The following is a 19,481-nucleotide window of genomic DNA, read 5'->3' as shown; positions in this document are numbered from 1 at the left end:
TTTTTATATGAACATCGCACAATTTATAGATCATACTATTCTAAAGCCGACAACTACCCTTGCAGAAATTGAAAAGGTGTGTGAAGAAGCATTAGAATATGGGTTCGCCGCCGTCTGTGTTCCTCCTTATTATGTAAGGGATGCCAGCCAGGTGCTTGAAAAAAGGAAAGTAAAATTAGCCACTGTTATAGGTTTTCCTTTTGGATATAGCCATTATAAAGCCAAGCGCAAAGAGATAAAAGAAGCAATAAAAGACGGCGCAGAAGAATTGGACATGGTGATGAACATAGCTGCTTTTAAAAGCAATGATATGGCATACCTCGAAAAGGAGATCGAAGAGATAACCAACGTCATTAAAGAAAATGGCTGTGTGTTGAAAGTGATCATCGAAAGTGGTGTGCTAACCAATGATGAAATCATTAAATGTTGCGAGCTATACAAACATTTTCCTGTTGACTATATGAAAACTTCTACGGGGTATGCGGATAAAGGAGCTTCAGTGGAAGCTATTGAAATTATGCGTAAACATCTTCCATCTTCTATACAAATCAAAGCCAGCGGTGGTATCAGGACTTATGAATTTGCCAGGCAACTGGTTGATGCCGGGGCCACACGTTTAGGTTGCAGTGCTGGAGTGGCCATTGTAAACGGCGAAAAGGTTTCAGAAGGGGGCTATTAACAATAAAAAAACAAAGTTGGAACTATATTTGGTTATCGGTTAACTATGCCCATCATGAAAAGTCTTCTTCTATTGGCCGCCCTATTCAGCTTTAATTTTGTAATGGCACAGGGAAATAATTATACAGATACCAATTCCGTTGTCATTCATAAAGATCCAAGGGTTGATGCATTAGCAAAAAAACAGGCTGCTTTAAATGCAGCCATAAAAAAAGCTTCTGCACGTAGCATGCGCGGATACAGGTTGCTGGTAATTAATACCAATAAACGCAATGAAGCAATAGATGCCAAAACAAAGATCTATACTTATTTCCCAGATCTAAAAGCCTACCTTATTTACCAGACCCCATATTTCAAATTAAAGGCTGGTAATTTCAGAACAAGGGACGAAGCAGAACGGTACCGGAAAAACTTAAATTCCGTATTCCCTAAAGGCGTATATATAATCAATGATACTATTGAAATAACTCCAGAAAAAGACAATACCGACTCAAAAGACATGTAATTATACCTTGCATTCCCATTTCAGTTAAATAACTGACTTTTGCAGTTCAGTTATTACCATGATTATACAAAAGATCAAAGACTTAGCCAGGCATTTAGCTCCGGAGTTCATTGATATCAGGCATTACCTTCATGCCCATCCGGAATTAAGCTACCAGGAATTTGAAACTTCAAAATTTGTACAGGAAAAACTAACATCTTATAATATACCCTTCGAAGTAAAGGCCACTACCGGAGTGATCGGAATTATAGAAGGTAAGAACCCTTCTTCCAGGATCATTGCCCTACGTGCAGACATGGATGCCTTACCCATTATAGAAGAGAATGATATTCCCTATAAATCCACAAGGCCGGGCATTATGCATGCCTGTGGACATGATGTGCATACCACCTGCCTGCTGGGCGCATCAAAAATATTAGCTCAAACAAAGGAGGAATGGGAAGGCACAGTTAAATTGATCTTTCAACCGGGGGAAGAGAAAAACCCGGGAGGAGCCAGCCTCCTTATCAGTGAAAAAGTACTGGAAAATCCTAAGCCTCAAGCGATATTCGCCCTGCATGTAAATCCCCAACTGGAAGTAGGCAATTTAAGCTTCAGGGCTGGCAAGGTAATGGCCAGTGCAGATGAGATCTATATGACTATCAGGAGTAAAGGAGGGCATGCTGCCGCACCACACCTGACTGCAGACACAATTTTAATTACAAGCCATTTAATAGTTGCCCTGCAACAGGTCATTAGCAGAAATTGTGACCCGCTATCGCCTTCTGTACTTTCTATAACATCCTTCCAGGGCGGACATACAACCAATGTGATCCCTTCGGAGGTGAAGTTGATGGGTACTTTCAGGGCAATGGATGAAAAATGGCGCTTTAAAGCACATGATATCATCAGGAAATTATCCACTGAACTTGTTCATTCCATGGGTGCAGAAGTGGATGTACATATCGACGTAGGCTATCCAACAGTAATTAATAATGAAGAACTAAATAGCAGCGCCAAAAATATAGCAGAAGCCTTTTTAGGCGTTGATAATGTTGGGGAAACTGAAATAAGAATGGGTGCGGAAGATTTTGGTTATTACTCACAGCAGGTGCCTGGATGTTTTTTCAGGTTAGGCACAGCTAATACTTCCCGTGGAATTATTTCTGGCGTACATACCCCAAAATTTAATATTGATGAAAAGGCTATAGAGATAGGAATTGGTATTATGGCCTCCCTGGGAGCCACTGCCTCCTTCCAGAGTTAATGATAGTATATTACTTTTGCCAGATTCAGTTGCATGCTATCATACCTGGTTCAATTTCCGGAATGATAATTTGCAGTGTAGCTGAACAACAGGTAAAAGTGTAATATAATTTATTCGCTTTCCCTTTTTGATTGCCAAAAGAAAAATATGCAGAGAGATTTAAGAAAAGAAGAAGCATTACGCTACCATTCCAAAGGAAAACCAGGAAAAATTGAAGTGGTTCCTACCAAAGAAGCTAAAACACAAAGAGATCTTTCACTGGCTTACTCACCTGGGGTAGCAGAACCTTGTAAAGAAATCGCAGCCAATAAAGAAGATGTATATAAGTATACTGCCAAGGGAAACCTGGTAGCAGTGATCAGCAATGGGACAGCCGTTCTGGGCCTGGGTGATATTGGACCAGAAGCCAGCAAACCAGTGATGGAAGGGAAAGGTGTGCTTTTCAAAATATTTGCTGATATAGATGTTTTTGATATAGAGATCAACGAAACAGATCCTGAAAAATTTGTACAGATAGTAAAAGCCCTAGAACCCACATTTGGTGGTATTAACCTGGAGGATATTAAAGCACCAGAATGCTTTTACATAGAAAAACAACTGCGTGAACAATTGACCATTCCCGTTATGCATGATGACCAGCATGGTACAGCCATCATCAGTGCAGCGGCTTTATTAAACGCATTGCAGATCCAGAAAAAGAAAATAGACAAGGTAAAGTTCGTTATCAATGGAGCAGGAGCTGCTGCCATGGCCTGTATCCAGTTATATGTTTCACTGGGGGCAAAACCTGAAAACTTTTTAGTGTTTGACAGGAAAGGTGTTTTGCATTCAGGCCGTAAAGACCTTGAAGAGTTTAAGAAGAAATTTGCCAATGCCAAAGAAGAATTATCACTGGATAAGGCATTGAAAGATGCCGATGTATTTGTTGGATTAAGCGTAGGTAATGTAGTTAATGGAGAAATGATCAAAGGCATGGCCAAAAACCCCATTGTTTTTGCTATGGCTAATCCTGATCCTGAGATCAGTTGGGAAGAAGCTACTGCTGCACGCAAGGACGTGATCATGGCAACTGGCAGAAGCGATTATCCCAACCAGGTAAATAATGTGTTAGGATTTCCCTATATATTCCGTGGCGCACTTGACGTAAGGGCTACACAAATCAATGAGGCCATGAAGCTGGCAGCTGTAAAGGCATTGGCAGAAATGGCACAGTCTCCTGTACCAGACATTGTAAACCTTGCGTATAATGAAAAGACCATCATGTTTGGCCCGGAATATATCATTCCAAAGCCTCTTGATCCACGTTTGTTATCAGTGGTAGCACCAGCGGTAGCAAAGGCTGCCATGGAGAGCGGGGTGGCTTCAAAACCTATTACCGATTGGGAAGCTTATACCAATGACCTCAACCGCAGGTTAGGGCTGGACAACCAGGTGATGCGAATATTAGGCAACAAGGCCAGGCGGGATCCCCGAAGGATCGTTTTTGCTGAAGCAGAGAATGTCAAAATATTGAAAGCTGCACAAATTGTGATTGATGAAGGCATAGGATATCCTATTCTATTAGGTGATGAGAATAAGATCAGGATCATTGCGCAGGCTAATGGCATCGACCTTGAAGGACTACCTATATATGACCCAAGGAGCGATGCCATGGAGGAAAAACGTAATACATACGCTGAATTATTCTTCAAAAAGCGTCAACGTAAAGGATTCAACTATTATGAATCTAAAAAGATCATGAAGGATCGCAACTATTTTGGTTGCATGATGGTGGAAACAGGTGATGCTGATGCCATGATCTCCGGGCTTTCCAAGAATTACCCTGATACCATCAGGCCAGCTATCCAATGCATTGGCATTGAAGAAGGCACCAAGCGCATTGCTGGTATGTACCTGATGCTCACAAAGAAAGGACCTATATTTCTTGGTGATACCACGGTGAACTTCAACCCAACTGCTGAGGAATTGGCAGAGATCACTTTGCTTGTAGCCCGCGAAATGCGACATTTCAATATTATTCCGAGGATAGCGATGCTTAGTTATTCCAATTTTGGTAGTAGCAATTCACCCGAGGCCCACCTGGTGGCTAAAGCAAGGGCTTTGGTAAAACAACAAATGCCTAATTTAATTGTTGATGGGGAAATGCAAGCCAGTGTAGCCTTTAATAACAACCTCTTAAAAGAAAACTACCCATTCAGTGAATTGGTAGACAAAGATGTCAATACACTGATCTTCCCTAATCTTGCGTCAGGAAATATTGCCTATAACCTTTTAAAGGAATTAGGTGCGGCAGATGCTATTGGCCCGATTTTATTAGGGTTGAAGAAGCCGGTGCATATTCTTCAATTGGGAAGCTCAGTCCGAAACATTGTTAACATGGCAATGATAGCTGTTGTAGATGCCCAATTGAAAAGCCAGGCGGAGACCGAAGAATTGATAAGGAAATCGCCCTGGTGGAAGAGATTTAAGAAAAAAGCCTAGTATAGGCATGGGTTCCAGAGGGAAAAGAGAGTGGTTTTGAGCTTTGAATTTTAATGTATAAGTTGCTTATCAGTTCATCTGCCGGCACATAATAACAATTTGGTTATGGGTTTTTTCAGCGAGATAGGAAAGTATTTATTAATGATCAAAGGCATGTTTTCCAAACCAGAAAACTGGAAGATGTATTGGAAAGAATTCATGCACCAGTGTTCTGAAGTGGGAATGGGTTCCCTTTGGATAGTGGTGATCATTTCTGTATTCATGGGTGCTGTGTCCACAGTTCAAACAGCCTACCAGCTTACCAATCCTTTAATTCCCAAATTTACAATAGCCCAGGTGGTGCGGGATACTGTGATACTTGAATTTGCTCCTACCCTGGTATCTATTGTACTTGCCGGCGTGGTAGGAAGTAAGATAGCAGGTGAGCTTGGCAATATGCGCGTGTCCGAGCAAATTGATGCCCTGGAAATTATGGGCATCAATACAAAAGCCTACCTGGTGCTTCCAAAGATCCTCGCAGCATTGGTGGTCATTCCGATGTTGATCGTTATAGCAGCTATGTTAGGAATCTGGGGAGGCAAATTAGCAGGAACAATGTCAGGCATCATTTCATCAGACGAATTCAATAAAGGCTTATTTGCAGGCTTTATACCTTATAATGTATTTTTTGCCATGGCAAAGGCTTACACTTTCGCTTTCCTCATTTCAAGTATCCCGGCATACTATGGTTATAATGTGAAAGGAGGTGCCCTTGAAATTGGTCGTGCCAGCACAAAGGCAGTTGTTGTAACCTGCGTAGCCGTATTATTTGCAGATTATTTCCTTGCAGCCATATTATTGAAAAATGATTGAGGTAAAAAATTTACGAAAGGGCTTTGCCGATAAGACCATTCTTAAGGATGTCAGTGTGAACATGTTGCCCGGGCAATGCAACCTAATTATTGGTAGCAGTGGAAGTGGTAAAACAGTTTTCATGAAATGCCTCGTAGGTCTTTTTCAGCCGGATAGTGGTGACATTATATATGACGGAAAGAATTTCACCAAGATGTCCGTCGATCAAAAGAAAGAAATAAGGAAAGAGATAGGCATGCTTTTCCAGGGCTCAGCACTTTTTAGCAGTATGACTGTGGAAGAAAATATCATCTTCCCACTGGATATGTTTACCCGTGATTCAAGGAAACAAAAAATGGACAGGGTGAACGAGGTATTAAACAGGGTGAACCTGGAAGGTGCCAATAAAAAATTCCCTGCTGAATTAAGTGGTGGTATGATGAAACGTGTTGGTATAGCCAGGGCTATTGTGCTAAATCCCAAATACTTATTTGTGGATGAACCTAACTCCGGGCTTGACCCTCAAACTTCAGGATTGATAGATCAATTGATTAAGGAAATCACTGAAGAATACAAGATCACCACCATTGTCAACACCCATGATATGAACTCCGTAATGGAAATTGGCGACCATATTATTTACATGTACCAGGGTGAAAAGGAATGGGAAGGAAATAATAAAGAGATAATTTTTAGTAAGAACCAACGCCTGAATGAATTCATATTTGCGTCAGAGTTTCTACGTGATGCTAAGGATATGCGCATGCTGGAAGAAACCGGTAAGATAGCCAATGACAGGAACATGGAAGACCTTACGCATGATGATGCTCCTGAACTGGTTCCATCTCCTTCCGAGTAATGATCAATTCCTTTAACGGACTTTCCTTGTCCATACTATATAGTCTGTTTGAGGTAACTTTTCAACACCAAGCTCTCTTAACATAGTTACCAGTTGCCCCCTGTGGTAAGTGCCATGATTGAATATATGTACCAGCACCTGGTAAACCGGCTGTTTAAATTGCTCTTTTTTTGAATTGAGGTAAATGAATTCGTGTTGAAACATATGCTCCTGTGCATTGCTGATCCACTCTATCCATTGCTTGTTTTGCAACAATAGCTGGTTAGCAACTTCCTGGAAAGTTCCCGTAAAGTTTTCAGAAGGGACCATGATCCTTTCACTCAACTTTATCCTTTGCCACCAAATCGATTCCGCATCCCACATGTGTAAGGCAGTCTTTAATAAACTATTAAAACTGCTCGGCACCATTTGCGATTTCTTTTCCTCTGGCAATTGCTGGATAACGTCTGTTAATTGTTGGTTAGCCCAATAATGATATCCTGCCAGTTGAAGTAAGAGCTCTTTCATTTCTTTTTTTGTAAATACATTTGATAACACGAATTAACAAAATCAAAAGCAGCTAATGGATAAAAATTTCTCTTTACAAGGTTTTGGCTCTGCATCTGTACATGCAGGTCATCACCCCGAACCTCTTCATGCACATCAAACTCCAATATATGCTTCAAGCACCTTCATTTTTGATACTGCCGAACAGGGAATGAAGCGCTTTAGTGGCGAAGAACCTGGATATATATATTCCCGTTGGGGTAATCCGACTATGACTGAAGCTGCAGACAGAATAGCAGCGCTGGAAACTTTTGGCCTTGACCTGGAAGTAATGGGAATACTGCATGCATCAGGCATGGCTGCTATTTCCACATTATTATTTTCCAATTTAAAGGCAGGTGATAAGGTGCTCTCTCATTTTTCTTTGTATGGCGGTTCCAACGAAATACTCTTTAAAATACTTCCTGAATTAAATATTGAACCTATCATCGTTGACCTGAGAAAGCTTGATGAGGTAGAAGATGTGTTGAAAAAGAACAGGGATATAAAATTAATGTACCTGGAGACCCCTGCCAATCCAACCATCCAATGTGTAGATATTGAAGAACTGAGCAAATTGGGCAAGAAATATAATCTTATTGTAGCCTGCGACAACACATTTGCCACGCCTTACCTGCAACAACCATTTAAATATGATGTAGATTTTGTTGTGCATTCCACTACTAAATTTTTAAACGGGCATGGCACTGCCATAGGAGGAGTACTCATTGGAAGAGATATTGAGTTTATGAAAACCAAAGCTACCAAAGTACACCGCCTGTTAGGAGGTAATTCCAATGGATTTGATGCCTTCTTGCTGATACAGGGAATCAAAACTCTTGAGATACGCATGGACAGGCATTGCAGCAATGCTATGGAGGTTGCAAAATATTTAGAGAGCCACAACTCCATTGAAAAAGTGAATTATTCCGGTCTCACCTCACACCCTGATCATAAGGTGGCTTTAAAACAAATGCGTCACCCTGGAGCCATGCTAAGTTTTGAATTGAAATCGGGGATACAGGGAGGTATTGACTTTATGAATAAGCTAAAAATGTGTGTTAGAACAGTTTCTTTAGGCACTGTAGATACCCTTCTATCCCACCCTGCCTCGATGACGCATTATAGTGTCCCCAAAGAACAAAGGGAAAGATATGGTATTACAGATGGCCTCATAAGGATGAATGTAGGCATAGAAAACCTCCAGGATATTTTAGCTGACCTGGCACAGGCATTATAAATAATTAATATTAAATACCATGAACTATAAGCCTTCGCTAATGGTATTATTTTCGCGCAAAATGGACCTATGAATGTAAATATTCGCAAAGCTGTAAAACAAGACTGTGCCCGGATCCTGGAGTTGGTGAAGGAATTAGCTGTATATGAAAAAGCACCAGATGAAGTAACTGTAGATTATGACCATTTTGAAGAAAGTGGTTTTGGTCCCAACCCTGTATGGTGGGCCTTTGTAGCAGAAGTAGACGGTGTGGTTCAGGGGTTTGCCTTATATTATATCAGGTTCAGCACCTGGAAAGGGCAGCGAATGTACCTTGAAGACCTGTTAGTTACAGAAGAAATGAGAGGCAAGGGACTAGGCAAGCTGCTTTTTGATCAATTGCTCATGGAAGCTAAACAGCGCAAATTACAAGGTATACAGTGGCAGGTATTGGAATGGAATGAACCTGCCATCAACTTCTATAAAAAGTATGCTGCCAGCTTTGACCCTGAATGGGTAAACTGCGGGATTAGTTTTGACAGCAATAAATAACCAGCCATCCCGGGTGCTTCCAAAGGCATAGAATCATAGTTTAAAGACCATTTACTAATTGGGTTCACCTATAGTTTCTTTATAGCTACGCTATAGCTCCGGTATAGAAAAGGTATAGATACTCCGTGCTGGCACGGAGTATCTATACCGTAGATAGGGAGTAGATAGGGCGTAGCATAGGAGTAACCAGGCTTTAGTACTGCCCGGCACATGTTGATCCTAAAGTAAAGCTTACAATAAAAATGGCCGTCCTTATTGGACAGCCATTTTATATTAAGATTTCTAATAACGTTTAACTTATAGATTCAGCACTTACTTCCTTATCAATTTTAAGGATCAACCCTGTGAGAACTTTTCCAGGCCCTATTTCTGTGAACTTGGATACTCCATCAGCTACCATTGCCTGAACACATTGAGTCCATTTTACAGCGCCGGTTAACTGATCTATTAAATTTTCTTTGATCTCGTCCTTGTTGATTACTCCTTTAGCCACTACATTTTGATAAACAGGGCATGAAGGCGTATGAAAAGTGGTTCCTTCAATAGCCTGTTGCAATTCTTTGCGGGCGGGCTCCATCAATGGCGAATGAAAGGCTCCCCCAACCGGTAAAACCATTGCCCTTTTAGCACCTGCAGCTTTTAGCCTGTCGCATGCTTCCTGTATGCCTTTAACGGTGCCAGAGATCACTAATTGACCCGGGCAATTATAATTAGCCGGCACTACCACTTCACCAGTTTCTGATTGCACCAGTCTGCATATTTCCTCAACCTGGTCGTCGGGAAGGCCAAGCACAGCAGCCATAGTGGAAGGTTGTAGTTCACATGCTTTTTGCATGGCCTCCGCACGTAGGCTTACCAACAGTAAACCACTTTCAAGGCTTAGTGTTCCATTTGCCACCAATGCAGAAAATTCACCAAGTGAATGCCCGGCAACCGCATCCGGCCGTATATTTTCAACCCCTTTAAAAGCAATGATGGAATGGAGAAAAATGGCAGGCTGCGTGATCCTGGTCTGCTTCAATTCTTCTTCAGAACCATTGAACATTACATCTGATATTCTAAATCCTAATATCTCATTTGCCTGCTCAAAGATCCTTTTAGCAAATGAACTGTTATCGTAATGAGATTTTCCCATTCCCGGGAACTGCGCTCCCTGCCCGGGAAATACAAATGCATGTTTCATGTGGCAAGTTTACTAATTAGTCCAGATCAGCGGTAATTAATTTTAAAAACTCATTCCGGGTTATGTGGTTATTTAAGAATTCCCCATCGAAGGAAGATGTGGTGGTAACGGAATTTTGTTTTTGAACACCTCTCATCATCATACAAAGGTGCTTGGCCTCAATGACAACAGCTACCCCAAGAGGATTCAGGCTTTCTTTTATGGCTTTTAATATTTGCGTAGTCAGTCTTTCCTGTACCTGCAGCCGCCGTGAATATACATCCACCACGCGGGCGAGCTTACTAAGCCCGGTAATATAACCATTTGGTATATAAGCAATATGCGCCTTTCCAAAAAAAGGTAAAAGGTGATGTTCGCACATGGAGAAAAGTTCTATATCCTTAACGATCACCATTTCACTCACTTCTTCCCTGAACCTGGCACCATTTAGAATTGAGACAGCATCCTGGCTATATCCTTGTGTCATATATTGCATGGCCTTGGCCATACGCTCAGGGGTCTTTATCAATCCTTCCCTTTGTGGATCTTCTCCCAATAGCTCGATAATGCTACTGTAGTTGGTCATTAATCCTTCGGTAATATCCGTATCAAAACTTTCTGTTTTATGAAATGCCATAATTGCTAATCTATTATTTATGCTGGGTATTCAACATAGTTACGCGGTGTTTCAAATAGCCTGATGAATAACTCTAAAGATGGCTCAATATGCGGCCGCAGGATATTATAAATGACCACGGCTATATTTTCGGCTGTTGGATTCAGGTTTTTGAATTCTTCCAGGTCAATATTTAAATTCTTATGATCAAACTTCTCCAATACCTTATCGTTGACGAGGTCTGATAACATCTTCAGATCCATTACAAATCCAGTTTCCTTGTTGATATCTCCTACTACTTTAACTTCCAGTTCATAATTATGTCCATGGAAATTGGGCAAGCTGCATTTACCAAAAGTAGCTGTATTGGCTTCAGAAGACCAATCAGGCCTGTATAAACGATGAGCAGCATTGAAATGTTCACGGCGTACTACAGCAACTTTATTATTCATAATTCTGAGTCAACAACAATTGTGCAAAGGTAATGGTTGGTAAAAAAGTAATTTAATTTACGACTTTTGAGCAATGGAAGTTCTTCTTTGCGCGGCAACAAGGCTTGAAATAGATCCTACCATTCAATATTTAGCATCTCAAAACATCAAGAATATAGATATCCTGGTAACTGGTGTTGGATTAATAGCCGCCACTTACCATATTACTAAAGCAGTATACCAGAAAAGGCCTCAATTGATTTTACAGGCTGGAATAGCAGGTGCGCTGGATACTAATTTAAAATTAGGAAGTGTAGTAATAATTGAATCGGAAACTATTGGAGACCTGGGTGTTATGGAGCAGGGTTCGTTTCGTTCGCTCTTTGATATGAAATTTTTACAAGAGAATGATGCTCCATGGACCAATGCAACGCTTCTAAATGCCACAGGCATATTGGATGAATTATTATTACCCAGGGTAAAAGGCGTATCAATTAATGAGATCACTACTTTACCATCACGAATTGAACAATATAAAGATACCATGGGAGCCTCGGTTGAATCTATGGAAGGGGCTGCCTTGCATTATGTGGGGTTAATGGAAAATATTCCTTTCCTTCAAGTGAGATCATTGTCGAACTTTGTGGGCGAGCGAGATAAAAGTAAATGGCAAATAAAAGAAGCCATTGAAAATTTAAATAAGGAATTAATACCGATCATTTCAAAATTTGTGAGACTATGAAGTTGAGCCTTGGATTCTCTCCCTGCCCAAATGATACATTTATTTTTGATGCCCTTGTAAATAAGAAAATTGATACAGAAGGAATTGAGTTTGAGCCTGTATTGGAAGATGTGCAAACCCTTAATGAATGGGCATCAATAGGAAAATTAAGCGTCACCAAACTCAGTTTCCCCGCTTTGTTCAATAACCTGGATAAATACACTTTATTAAATGCAGGATCTGCATTAGGGAAAGGTGTAGGTCCGCTTTTAATAGGCAAAAAAATGGTTGACGTCAGGGAAATTTCAAATTGCACTATTGCCATTCCCGGAGAAAACACCACTGCCAATTTCCTTTTAAGTTTCGCTTTCCCAAATATTGCCAGGAAAGTACCATTCTTATTTTCCCAGATAGAAGATGCCGTACTTGAAGAAAAGGCGGATTTGGGTGTAATCATCCACGAGAACCGTTTTACCTACCAGCAAAGAGGACTGCATAAAATTTGTGACCTGGGCCAGGTGTGGGAAGAGCGACAAAACGCTCCCATACCATTAGGTGGTATTGCTGCTAAAAAAGATTTGCCTAGGGAGGTAATTGATAAGGTTGACAGGTTGATAAAGAAAAGCGTAGAGTACTCATTTAAATCTTACCCCGAAATATCTTCCTACATAAAAGAACATGCACAAGCTATGGAAGAGAGTGTGATGAGGCAGCATATTGAATTGTATGTGAATGATCATAGTATAGACCTGGGAGAGCAAGGTAAACTGGCTATTGAACAATTATTCAATGTCTACAAGGCACAAAACAATTTAACTACCAACGAAACTATTTTCTAGTGGATTAAAAAGTTGGTCAAGGTAGCTGGATATTAATCTAAGCGAATAATGGAATTATCAATCTTTCATAAATTCCAGAGGTAATGGAATTATTATACTGTTTTCCCTTGAAAGTATTAACAGGCATTATACCCTTTACTGCATTAGTTAAAAAAAGTTCATCTGCCGACACCAGGTCTTCCTCCACTATTTCTTCCTGGTGAACAACATAGTTCAATTCTTTTAGAGCATCTATAAGATATCTTCTCATTACTCCATTTATGCAACCCTGGTGCAGGGCTGGTGTATAAAATTCGTTATCACGGATCATAAAGATGTTGGCCTTTGAACTATCACAAATTTTATTATCATCATTGAGTACAATACAGTCATCGAATCCCTTTTCAACAGCATAAAAACCCGCCATTACATAGGGAAGGAAATTGGCTGTTTTTAAATTAGCGAAGACATCCCTCGACTTTCTGGCATAGGGATATATAGTAAGAGAAAAGCCTTGTGACCATGTTTGAATATCTATACTTTTAACAGGCTGTGCTTCAATAATAATTTCTGCATGTCCAATTGCATTTCTAAACGCGGCCAGGCGAACTCTCGCCGAGTCCTTGCATTGATTCAATTGGCAAAGACGCATAATCCATTGAACCAATAATTCTTTGGTATAGCTATGCTGGATCTTTAAAAGTTGTAAGCTTGTTATTAGCCTTTCAAAATGAAAATCAATGAGAGGGATCCTTTCTTTAGATACTTTAATAGTTTCAAATACGCCATCACCATACCTAAAACCCCTGTTATCAGCATTGAAAACGGGGGTATTCTCAGCGATCATCTGACCATTGAAACAAACATGCATCATTGCTCAAAAATGAATAAAAAAAGCCACTTACTGTTGAAGTAAATGGCTCACTAATTTGCGTTATATTCTCAGGCTTGTTCTACAATGCCTGCTTTTACTGCGTACATTACAAGGCCAGCCATTGACTTAACCCCGGTCTTTGTTTTTAGTTTGTCCCGTATAGCTTCAACTGTGCGGGGGCTCAGATCAACGATATCAGCTATCTCTTTAGTGCTTTTTTCTTCGCACATTAATTTTAGTATGGTGATCTCCTTATCTGTAAGCACCACTTCCTGCATTGGGCTTTCCTGTGGTTTCTTCATTCGTAACCCATTCAATAGTGCCTTATTGGTTAGGTCATTAAAGAAGAACTCCTGCTCATAGCAGGTTTTTATTGCCTGGTATATAGTTTCTGAATCTGATTCCTTTGTTAAGTATGAATTAGCACCTATTTCCATCATTTTAGTTATAATGGAAGGATCGTTATTCATGGATAGCATTATAACCTTCATTTCCGGGTATAGCTTCTTTATTTCCGGTAATGTTGTATACCCATCCATAATTGGCATATGTATATCAAGAAGAATAACATCGGGCTTAATATGCTTTAGTAAGTTCATAAGTTGCATGCCGTTCTCAGCTTCAGCAATCATCTGTATATCCTTTCGGCTGGATAGTGAGGTTTTAACACCAGTGCGGAAAAGTGCATGGTCATCTGCAATTGCAACTTTGATAATAGAGTCGAGATTATTCATAAGGTATTTTTAGTTAGACTTCAAGGTTCCAAACCTTGTGCAAATTGGTAAAAAACGGGTGAATATTATATAGTACTACTACGTTATTTTTAATTGTGGAAAGTACGATTACTTAGAAATTTTTCAGCTTGAGTTCTAAAAAATAAGGGCTTTACCTTACCAGTGCTGTGTAAACTTACGTTCCCACCTGGAAAAGGCGGTACTATTGCATTCCCCGGAAACAGCTTCTGATTTGATCGACTGCTTACAGTGTCTTTTCAACCACTATATAAATTCTTCCATCTCCTAGTACAAATCTTCTTTTTCTAGGGGTACTATACAACTCTTTTGTATTTAGCCCCGCATCCTGTAACATAGATTCCAACTCATCCAGTGAAAAAATATAATCTATCCCTTTTAATACATCTATAGTACCGTCAGCTGAAACTATTGTTTGTTCTGATTCAATGCGATTGGGTTGGAAATGAAATTTGTAATCAAGCAGGTATTTGTATTCTTCTACCTGAAACCAATCTTTTTCTTTAAAATGTTTTAGGGCTATCTCGGCAATCATCCAGGAATTAATGATCAATATACCTCCCGGCTTCAGGCTAAGTGACAATTTCTTTAAGATCTGGCTGGTTTCTTCCTTATTAAAAAAGGAAAAGCTATTGCCCATACAGATAATGGCATCATAGTTTTCCTGTAGTTCCACTTCCAAAATACCGGCCTGAAGGCCTCTAACAGGAAGGTTTTGCTCCTGGGCTTTAGCCTTGATCTCCTCAATGTATTCACTAAGGTTATCTATGGATGTAACATCGATACCCCTTTTACCAAGTTCAATACTATGTCGCCCATAACCACACATAATATCCAGTACTTTATTACCGGGTTGCAAACCTGCTGTTTCTATAATAAAGTCAACTTCCGCCTCTGTCAAGCCATTAGGGATCAGCTTTTTCCAGACATCTTTATAGACACTATTGAAAAAGGAATTATTAATATTATCTGTTGAGGTAGTCATTACTCCAGCAATTTGTTACGCATAGCATACATTACAAGCCCGGCAATAGTTTTAGCACCTACTTTTTGCTTCATTTGCTGTCGGATTGTTTCAATTGTCCGGGGGCTTAAGAAAACCTCTTTAGATATCTCTTCAGTGGTTTTATCCTCAGCAATGCATTTTAGTATTTTGATCTCCTTTTCTGAAAACTTTATAGGGTTGGGGTAGAATTGGCGGACAGTTTTCTTGTGTTGCAGTTTCAGTAATACCGCCTTGTTTACCAGGTCATTGAAATAAAAGTCATCATTCATGCAGGTCAGGATGGCCTGGTAGATCTCTTCAGGATCAGTGGTTTTAGTGAGATAGGCATTAGCTCCCATCTCCATCATTTTTGTGATCATTTCCTGGTCATCATACATGGTAAGTACAATGATCTTTATCTCCTCGTATTCCTTGCGTAAAATTCCAATTGCGTTCACGCCATCTATCTCGGGCATACGGATATCCATCAGAAGCACATCCGGCACCTTAAGCTTCAATTTGTGCATGAGGTCTTTGCCATCCTCAGCTTCCCATAAAATTTTAAGATAATCGCGGTCTCTCAAGGCCATTTTAATACCATCCCGAAAGATCTTATGGTCATCGGCAATGGCCACTTTAATTTGCTGGGCAGTCATGGAAATTGGTTTAAGTAATTGACTTATAAGCAGTAGTCTACAAAACTAATTGTTTTTTACTCTGAAATACTATGATCATAAAAAGATATTTTAGCGCTTTCAGAAACGAGTAATTAGTAGAACCACGTTTGACATCTCGTAAATTTACGATTCCATACCAATTATAAAAGCTTTCTTCAAAATTCTTTTTATATAACATTGATTATAAAGAAACAGGGGGCTAATTTTCGTTTTGAATAGATAGAATTAAAGTGCATTCCAACGATCCATTCTGCCCTATTAACTGAACAATTAAACTATCCCTCTTTAGAATTGATCGGAATATTTCTTTTTCATGTTAGTAAAAATACTATTTTCATATCGTGAGATTACTCGATTTGGACAAGTAAGCTTACTATGATTTTGGGCTGAAAGCGTTGTAATCTCTGCATTATTAGTGAAAATTAGAATTTAAGGGGTTTAGTTACCCATTGAAATCGGGTGTAGTCCTGGCAATATTTACATCCGTTAATAACAAAAACTTACTGTCATGACAAAAAAAGTATTTAGAGCAGTACCCCCAATAGAATGGCCAACTACTCCAAGCTGGTGGGAATTTTAATTTAGAATTATTAAATCTTTAAAAGGTTTTCTATATTTGGCAAAAACCAAAACTATAGAAAACCTTTTTGTATTACTAGCCATCTTCTCTGACATCTTACCTATTTTACTTTTTGCTATTTTTTTTAAATCAATAAAAAGCAAAAGAATCATTTGGGTACTGATAGCATTTACTGTATTTGATTTTATTACAAATCTTTCCCTTTATTACTTTATACCCCCGAATTATCACAACTATATATATCCTGTATTTACCTTATTCGAATCTTTATTTTTTGCCGGGTTCTTTTACTGTACAATTTCAAAAGCTTACATACGGAAATTAATACTACTCATCACATTGATATTTTCCATTTGCCTGATAGGCTATTATTTTTATTTATTCTTCGTTATCAGGAATATACCTGTACTTGATTCCATACCCATTGGGATTGAATCTATATTGATTTTTATATTCTCGTTTCTATATTTCTATGAACAATTAAATAATACTTCAAACTTTTTCATTTATAGCCAGGCTTCCTTTTGGGGAGTATTAGGAATATTAATTTACTTATCCGGTTCTTTTTTCATTTATATTTTCGCAAACCAAATTTCTATACAGGAGTTAAATAAGTATTGGATCATTACAAACATTTCTTCTATTGTAAAAAATATATTTTTTACTGTAGCTATATATATTCAAGCCAATGAATCTATAAAAAAGCCCCCGAAAAATTATAACTTCTACCCATCTAATTAAAACATAGATTCGCAACCCATGTACTTTCTGCAAGCCAATCCACCCGGTATCTCCCTTGTCTTGTTCTTAGGAACGCTAGGAATGCTTGCTTTGACCATAGGTCTTATACTTTTTATCATTTTCCATCAAAGAAAGGTAATTCGCTACCAGCTGAGGCTTCAATCTATGGAGCAGGAACAGCAAAAGATATTGCTTAATGCATCTATACGACTACAGGAAGAAGAAAGACAAAGGCTGGCTGCTGACCTGCATGATGATGCCGGACCCTTACTGGCCACTGCCCGACTTTACCTGAATGAAAACCTGGTAAACCAGGATAAAGCCACGCAATTACAATCCATTTTCCAGGCCAGGCAGATTCTTGATGATACTATACAACTGATCAGGAACATCAGTCATAGCCTGATGCCACCTACCCTGAAGAATTTTGGTTTGGAGTCTGCAACTAATGATCTTTTCCAAAAGATAAGTGGCTCAGGTACCATAAATGCAAGTAGCCGCTTTCATGATTACAGGGAACGATTGAAACCAGAAATTGAACTGATCGTTTTCAGGGTGATCCAGGAACTGATCAATAATATTTTAAAACATAGTAATTCCAGCTTCATTCATCTAACCCAGAATATGCATGATGGTATGTTTATATTGCGTATTCATCATGATGGAAGAGGGATTGTCCAGGCGGACTTTGAAAAATTGAATAAAAGTAATATAGGGCTGGGATTAAAGAACATTAACAGCCGCCTGAGGGTAGCCCAGGGTAAAATATTTTTCGAAAAAGACCCTTCCCAGACATATTATAAGGTAACCATGGAAATTCCAAAAGATGATGTTAATGAATCATTAACGCATAATTCCTAATTTTATCGCATCCCAACTGTGCTATGGAAATTATCAAAGTAGCTATTGCCGACGATCATAAAATATTCAGGAAAGGTGTGATACTTTCTTTGCGTGCATTTACAAACATCAAGTTTGTACTGGAAGCAGAGCATGGAGATGAATTACTAAATGGAATTGCCGAGGCAGAACCTGACGTGGTCCTTATGGACTTAAGGATGCCTGGTAAAGATGGAATGGAAACCACTAAACTGTTAGCTAAGCAGTATCCCCAAATACATATTATTGTGCTCAGCATGTACGAAGATGAGCGATTTGTTTCTCATATGATGGAGAATGGCGCTAATGGGTATCTGCTAAAAAATGCCGAACCCCAGGAGATAAGGCGTGCCATTATGGATGTCCATGAAAAAGGATATTATCTGAACAATTTTGTTAACCGCATACTTTTAAAGAAATCCCATTCCAAGCAAAAGGTGGTTCCATCGCTAACAAATGAGATCACATTAAGCGATAAGGAAAGAGATGTGCTAAAGTTTATCTGCATGGAATTTACAGCACAGGAAATAGCTCAAAAGATGGAGATTAGCCCACGGACAGTTGAGGCAATCAAAGACAGGTTAATGGAGCGGTTTGGAAGTAAAAATACTGCGGGCCTGGTATTTTTTGCTGTCAAGAATAACCTTGTTGATTAAGTCCTTGCTACCCATCTGCTATAACTTATAATTGCATTTCAGGAATTTCTCCTTCCACGATAAGTTTCCCTGCGGTTTTAGATACAATTTCATCAACACTTACACCAGGAGCCCTTTCCAATAATTTAAATCCTTGTGGAGTAACATCAACCACAGCCAGGTCACTCACTATTTTCTTAACACAACCGACTCCCGTCAATGGCAGGCTGCATTTAGAGAGCAATTTTGAGTCACCCTTAGGATTTGTATGCATCATAGCCACTATGATGTTCTGAGCACTGGCTACAAGGTCCATGGCACCTCCCATCCCTTTCACCATTTTTCCAGGGATCTTCCAGTTAGCTATATCCCCATTTTCGCTTACTTCCATGGCGCCTAAGACCGTTAAATCAATTTTACCGGCCCTTATCATCCCAAAGCTTTCTGCACTATCGAAAAATGCGCCTCCAGGCATTAGTGTTACTGTTTCTTTACCTGCATTGATCAGGTCTGCATCTATTTCATTTTCACAAGGATAAGGTCCCATTCCCAACATTCCATTCTCGCTTTGAAGCATGATAAACATCCCTTCGGGAATATAATTAGAGACCAACGTTGGTATGCCAATACCAAGATTTACATACATGCCATCCTTTAATTCCTGCGCAATTCTACGTGCTATGCCATATTTATCTAAAGCCATAATTATAAAGA

21 protein-coding genes are annotated in these 19,481 nt (G+C 39.4%); 12 read left to right on the top strand and 9 right to left on the bottom strand.

The features are described 5' to 3' along the window. Positions 1-7 precede the first annotated feature (7 nt). The 6 genes from deoC to BUA53_RS18675 all read left to right on the top strand — a co-directional run bounded on the left by deoC (position 8) and on the right by BUA53_RS18675 (position 6,600). Complete coding sequence (gene deoC / locus BUA53_RS18700; RefSeq protein ID WP_072836925.1) at positions 8-679, top strand: deoxyribose-phosphate aldolase; 672 nt, start codon at positions 8-10, stop codon at positions 677-679. Between the two features lie 54 nt (positions 680-733). Next, positions 734-1,183, top strand: a complete 450-nt coding sequence (locus BUA53_RS18695; protein ID WP_072836946.1) for a hypothetical protein — start codon at positions 734-736, stop codon at positions 1,181-1,183. Positions 1,184-1,241: 58 nt separating this feature from the next. Continuing rightward, positions 1,242-2,429, top strand: a complete 1,188-nt coding sequence (locus BUA53_RS18690) for a M20 metallopeptidase family protein (protein WP_072836924.1) — start codon at positions 1,242-1,244, stop codon at positions 2,427-2,429. Between the two features lie 147 nt (positions 2,430-2,576). After that, a complete protein-coding gene (locus BUA53_RS18685; protein WP_072836923.1) occupies positions 2,577-4,910 on the top strand; it encodes an NADP-dependent malic enzyme in 2,334 nt (777 codons plus the stop codon). 105 nt (positions 4,911-5,015) lie between these two features. Beyond that, entirely contained in the window at positions 5,016-5,762 is a 747-nt protein-coding gene (locus BUA53_RS18680; RefSeq protein ID WP_072836922.1) for an MlaE family ABC transporter permease, read from the top strand. Then, positions 5,755-6,600 carry an ABC transporter ATP-binding protein gene (locus tag BUA53_RS18675; RefSeq protein WP_072836921.1) on the top strand — a complete coding sequence of 282 codons (846 nt, stop codon included), beginning with the start codon at positions 5,755-5,757 and terminating at the stop codon, positions 6,598-6,600. Before BUA53_RS18680 ends, BUA53_RS18675 begins: the two co-directional genes overlap by 8 nt. Positions 6,601-6,612: 12 nt before the next feature. Here the strand turns inward: BUA53_RS18675 and BUA53_RS18670 are convergent, their stop codons facing one another. Beyond that, positions 6,613-7,107, bottom strand: a complete 495-nt coding sequence (locus tag BUA53_RS18670; protein ID WP_072836920.1) for a DinB family protein — start codon at positions 7,105-7,107, stop codon at positions 6,613-6,615. A 55-nt stretch (positions 7,108-7,162) separates the two neighbouring features. On the opposite strand from BUA53_RS18670, the gene BUA53_RS18665 reads away from it, so the two are divergent. Together BUA53_RS18665 and BUA53_RS18660 are read left to right on the top strand one after the other, a co-directional pair. Next, entirely contained in the window at positions 7,163-8,365 is a 1,203-nt protein-coding gene (locus BUA53_RS18665; protein ID WP_072836919.1) for a trans-sulfuration enzyme family protein, read from the top strand. A gap of 69 nt (positions 8,366-8,434) precedes the next feature. Beyond that, positions 8,435-8,896: a GNAT family N-acetyltransferase gene (locus BUA53_RS18660; RefSeq protein WP_072836918.1), complete on the top strand. Its 462-nt coding sequence runs from the start codon at positions 8,435-8,437 to the stop codon at positions 8,894-8,896. 292 nt (positions 8,897-9,188) lie between these two features. Here BUA53_RS18660 and fabD read toward each other — a convergent pair whose 3' ends face one another. The 3 genes from fabD to BUA53_RS18645 are packed head-to-tail and all read right to left on the bottom strand — an operon-like array spanning position 9,189 to position 11,126. Then, on the bottom strand, positions 9,189-10,079 hold the full coding sequence (gene fabD, locus BUA53_RS18655; protein WP_072836917.1) for an ACP S-malonyltransferase: 891 nt from the start codon (positions 10,077-10,079) through the stop codon (positions 9,189-9,191). Between the two features lie 16 nt (positions 10,080-10,095). Continuing rightward, entirely contained in the window at positions 10,096-10,695 is a 600-nt protein-coding gene (gene folE / locus BUA53_RS18650; protein ID WP_072836916.1) for a GTP cyclohydrolase I FolE, read from the bottom strand. 17 nt (positions 10,696-10,712) lie between these two features. Continuing rightward, the gene (locus BUA53_RS18645; protein ID WP_072836915.1) at positions 10,713-11,126 is read right to left on the bottom strand and encodes a 6-pyruvoyl trahydropterin synthase family protein; all 414 of its coding nucleotides are present in this window, start codon (positions 11,124-11,126) and stop codon (positions 10,713-10,715) included. A gap of 73 nt (positions 11,127-11,199) precedes the next feature. Here BUA53_RS18645 and mqnB point away from each other — a divergent pair, with 73 nt between their 5' ends. Continuing rightward, positions 11,200-11,847, top strand: coding sequence for a futalosine hydrolase (gene mqnB / locus BUA53_RS18640; protein ID WP_072836914.1), 648 nt, complete (start codon positions 11,200-11,202; stop codon positions 11,845-11,847). Next, positions 11,844-12,665: a 1,4-dihydroxy-6-naphtoate synthase gene (locus tag BUA53_RS18635; RefSeq protein WP_072836913.1), complete on the top strand. Its 822-nt coding sequence runs from the start codon at positions 11,844-11,846 to the stop codon at positions 12,663-12,665. Before mqnB ends, BUA53_RS18635 begins: the two co-directional genes overlap by 4 nt. A 37-nt stretch (positions 12,666-12,702) precedes the next feature. Here BUA53_RS18635 and BUA53_RS18630 read toward each other — a convergent pair whose 3' ends face one another. From BUA53_RS18630 to BUA53_RS18615, 4 genes are all read right to left on the bottom strand, one after another. After that, on the bottom strand, positions 12,703-13,518 hold the full coding sequence (locus BUA53_RS18630) for an aminotransferase class IV (RefSeq protein WP_084080275.1): 816 nt from the start codon (positions 13,516-13,518) through the stop codon (positions 12,703-12,705). Positions 13,519-13,586: 68 nt separating this feature from the next. Next, a complete protein-coding gene (locus tag BUA53_RS18625; protein WP_072836911.1) occupies positions 13,587-14,252 on the bottom strand; it encodes a response regulator transcription factor in 666 nt (221 codons plus the stop codon). Positions 14,253-14,496: 244 nt separating this feature from the next. Beyond that, positions 14,497-15,255 (bottom strand): SAM-dependent methyltransferase, encoded by a 759-nt coding sequence (locus tag BUA53_RS18620; RefSeq protein WP_072836910.1) that lies wholly within the window; start codon positions 15,253-15,255, stop codon positions 14,497-14,499. Then, on the bottom strand, positions 15,255-15,911 hold the full coding sequence (locus BUA53_RS18615) for a response regulator transcription factor (protein ID WP_072836909.1): 657 nt from the start codon (positions 15,909-15,911) through the stop codon (positions 15,255-15,257). Before BUA53_RS18615 ends, BUA53_RS18620 begins: the two co-directional genes overlap by 1 nt. 1,360 nt (positions 15,912-17,271) lie before the next feature. On the opposite strand from BUA53_RS18615, the gene BUA53_RS18605 reads away from it, so the two are divergent. Further along, complete coding sequence (locus tag BUA53_RS18605) at positions 17,272-18,114, top strand: sensor histidine kinase (RefSeq protein WP_072836907.1); 843 nt, start codon at positions 17,272-17,274, stop codon at positions 18,112-18,114. A 23-nt stretch (positions 18,115-18,137) separates the two neighbouring features. Beyond that, complete coding sequence (locus BUA53_RS18600; RefSeq protein ID WP_072836906.1) at positions 18,138-18,788, top strand: response regulator transcription factor; 651 nt, start codon at positions 18,138-18,140, stop codon at positions 18,786-18,788. A 25-nt stretch (positions 18,789-18,813) separates the two neighbouring features. On the opposite strand, the gene BUA53_RS18595 is transcribed toward BUA53_RS18600, so the two are convergent. Next, entirely contained in the window at positions 18,814-19,470 is a 657-nt protein-coding gene (locus BUA53_RS18595) for a 3-oxoacid CoA-transferase subunit B (protein WP_072836905.1), read from the bottom strand. Positions 19,471-19,481: the final 11 nt, after the last annotated feature.

Source organism: Flavisolibacter ginsengisoli DSM 18119, from assembly GCF_900129295.1.
In the GTDB taxonomy this organism is placed as follows: domain Bacteria; phylum Bacteroidota; class Bacteroidia; order Chitinophagales; family Chitinophagaceae; genus Flavisolibacter; species Flavisolibacter ginsengisoli.
Note: the sequence above shows the minus strand (reverse complement) of the source record. Positions and strands in the feature narration are given on the sequence as shown.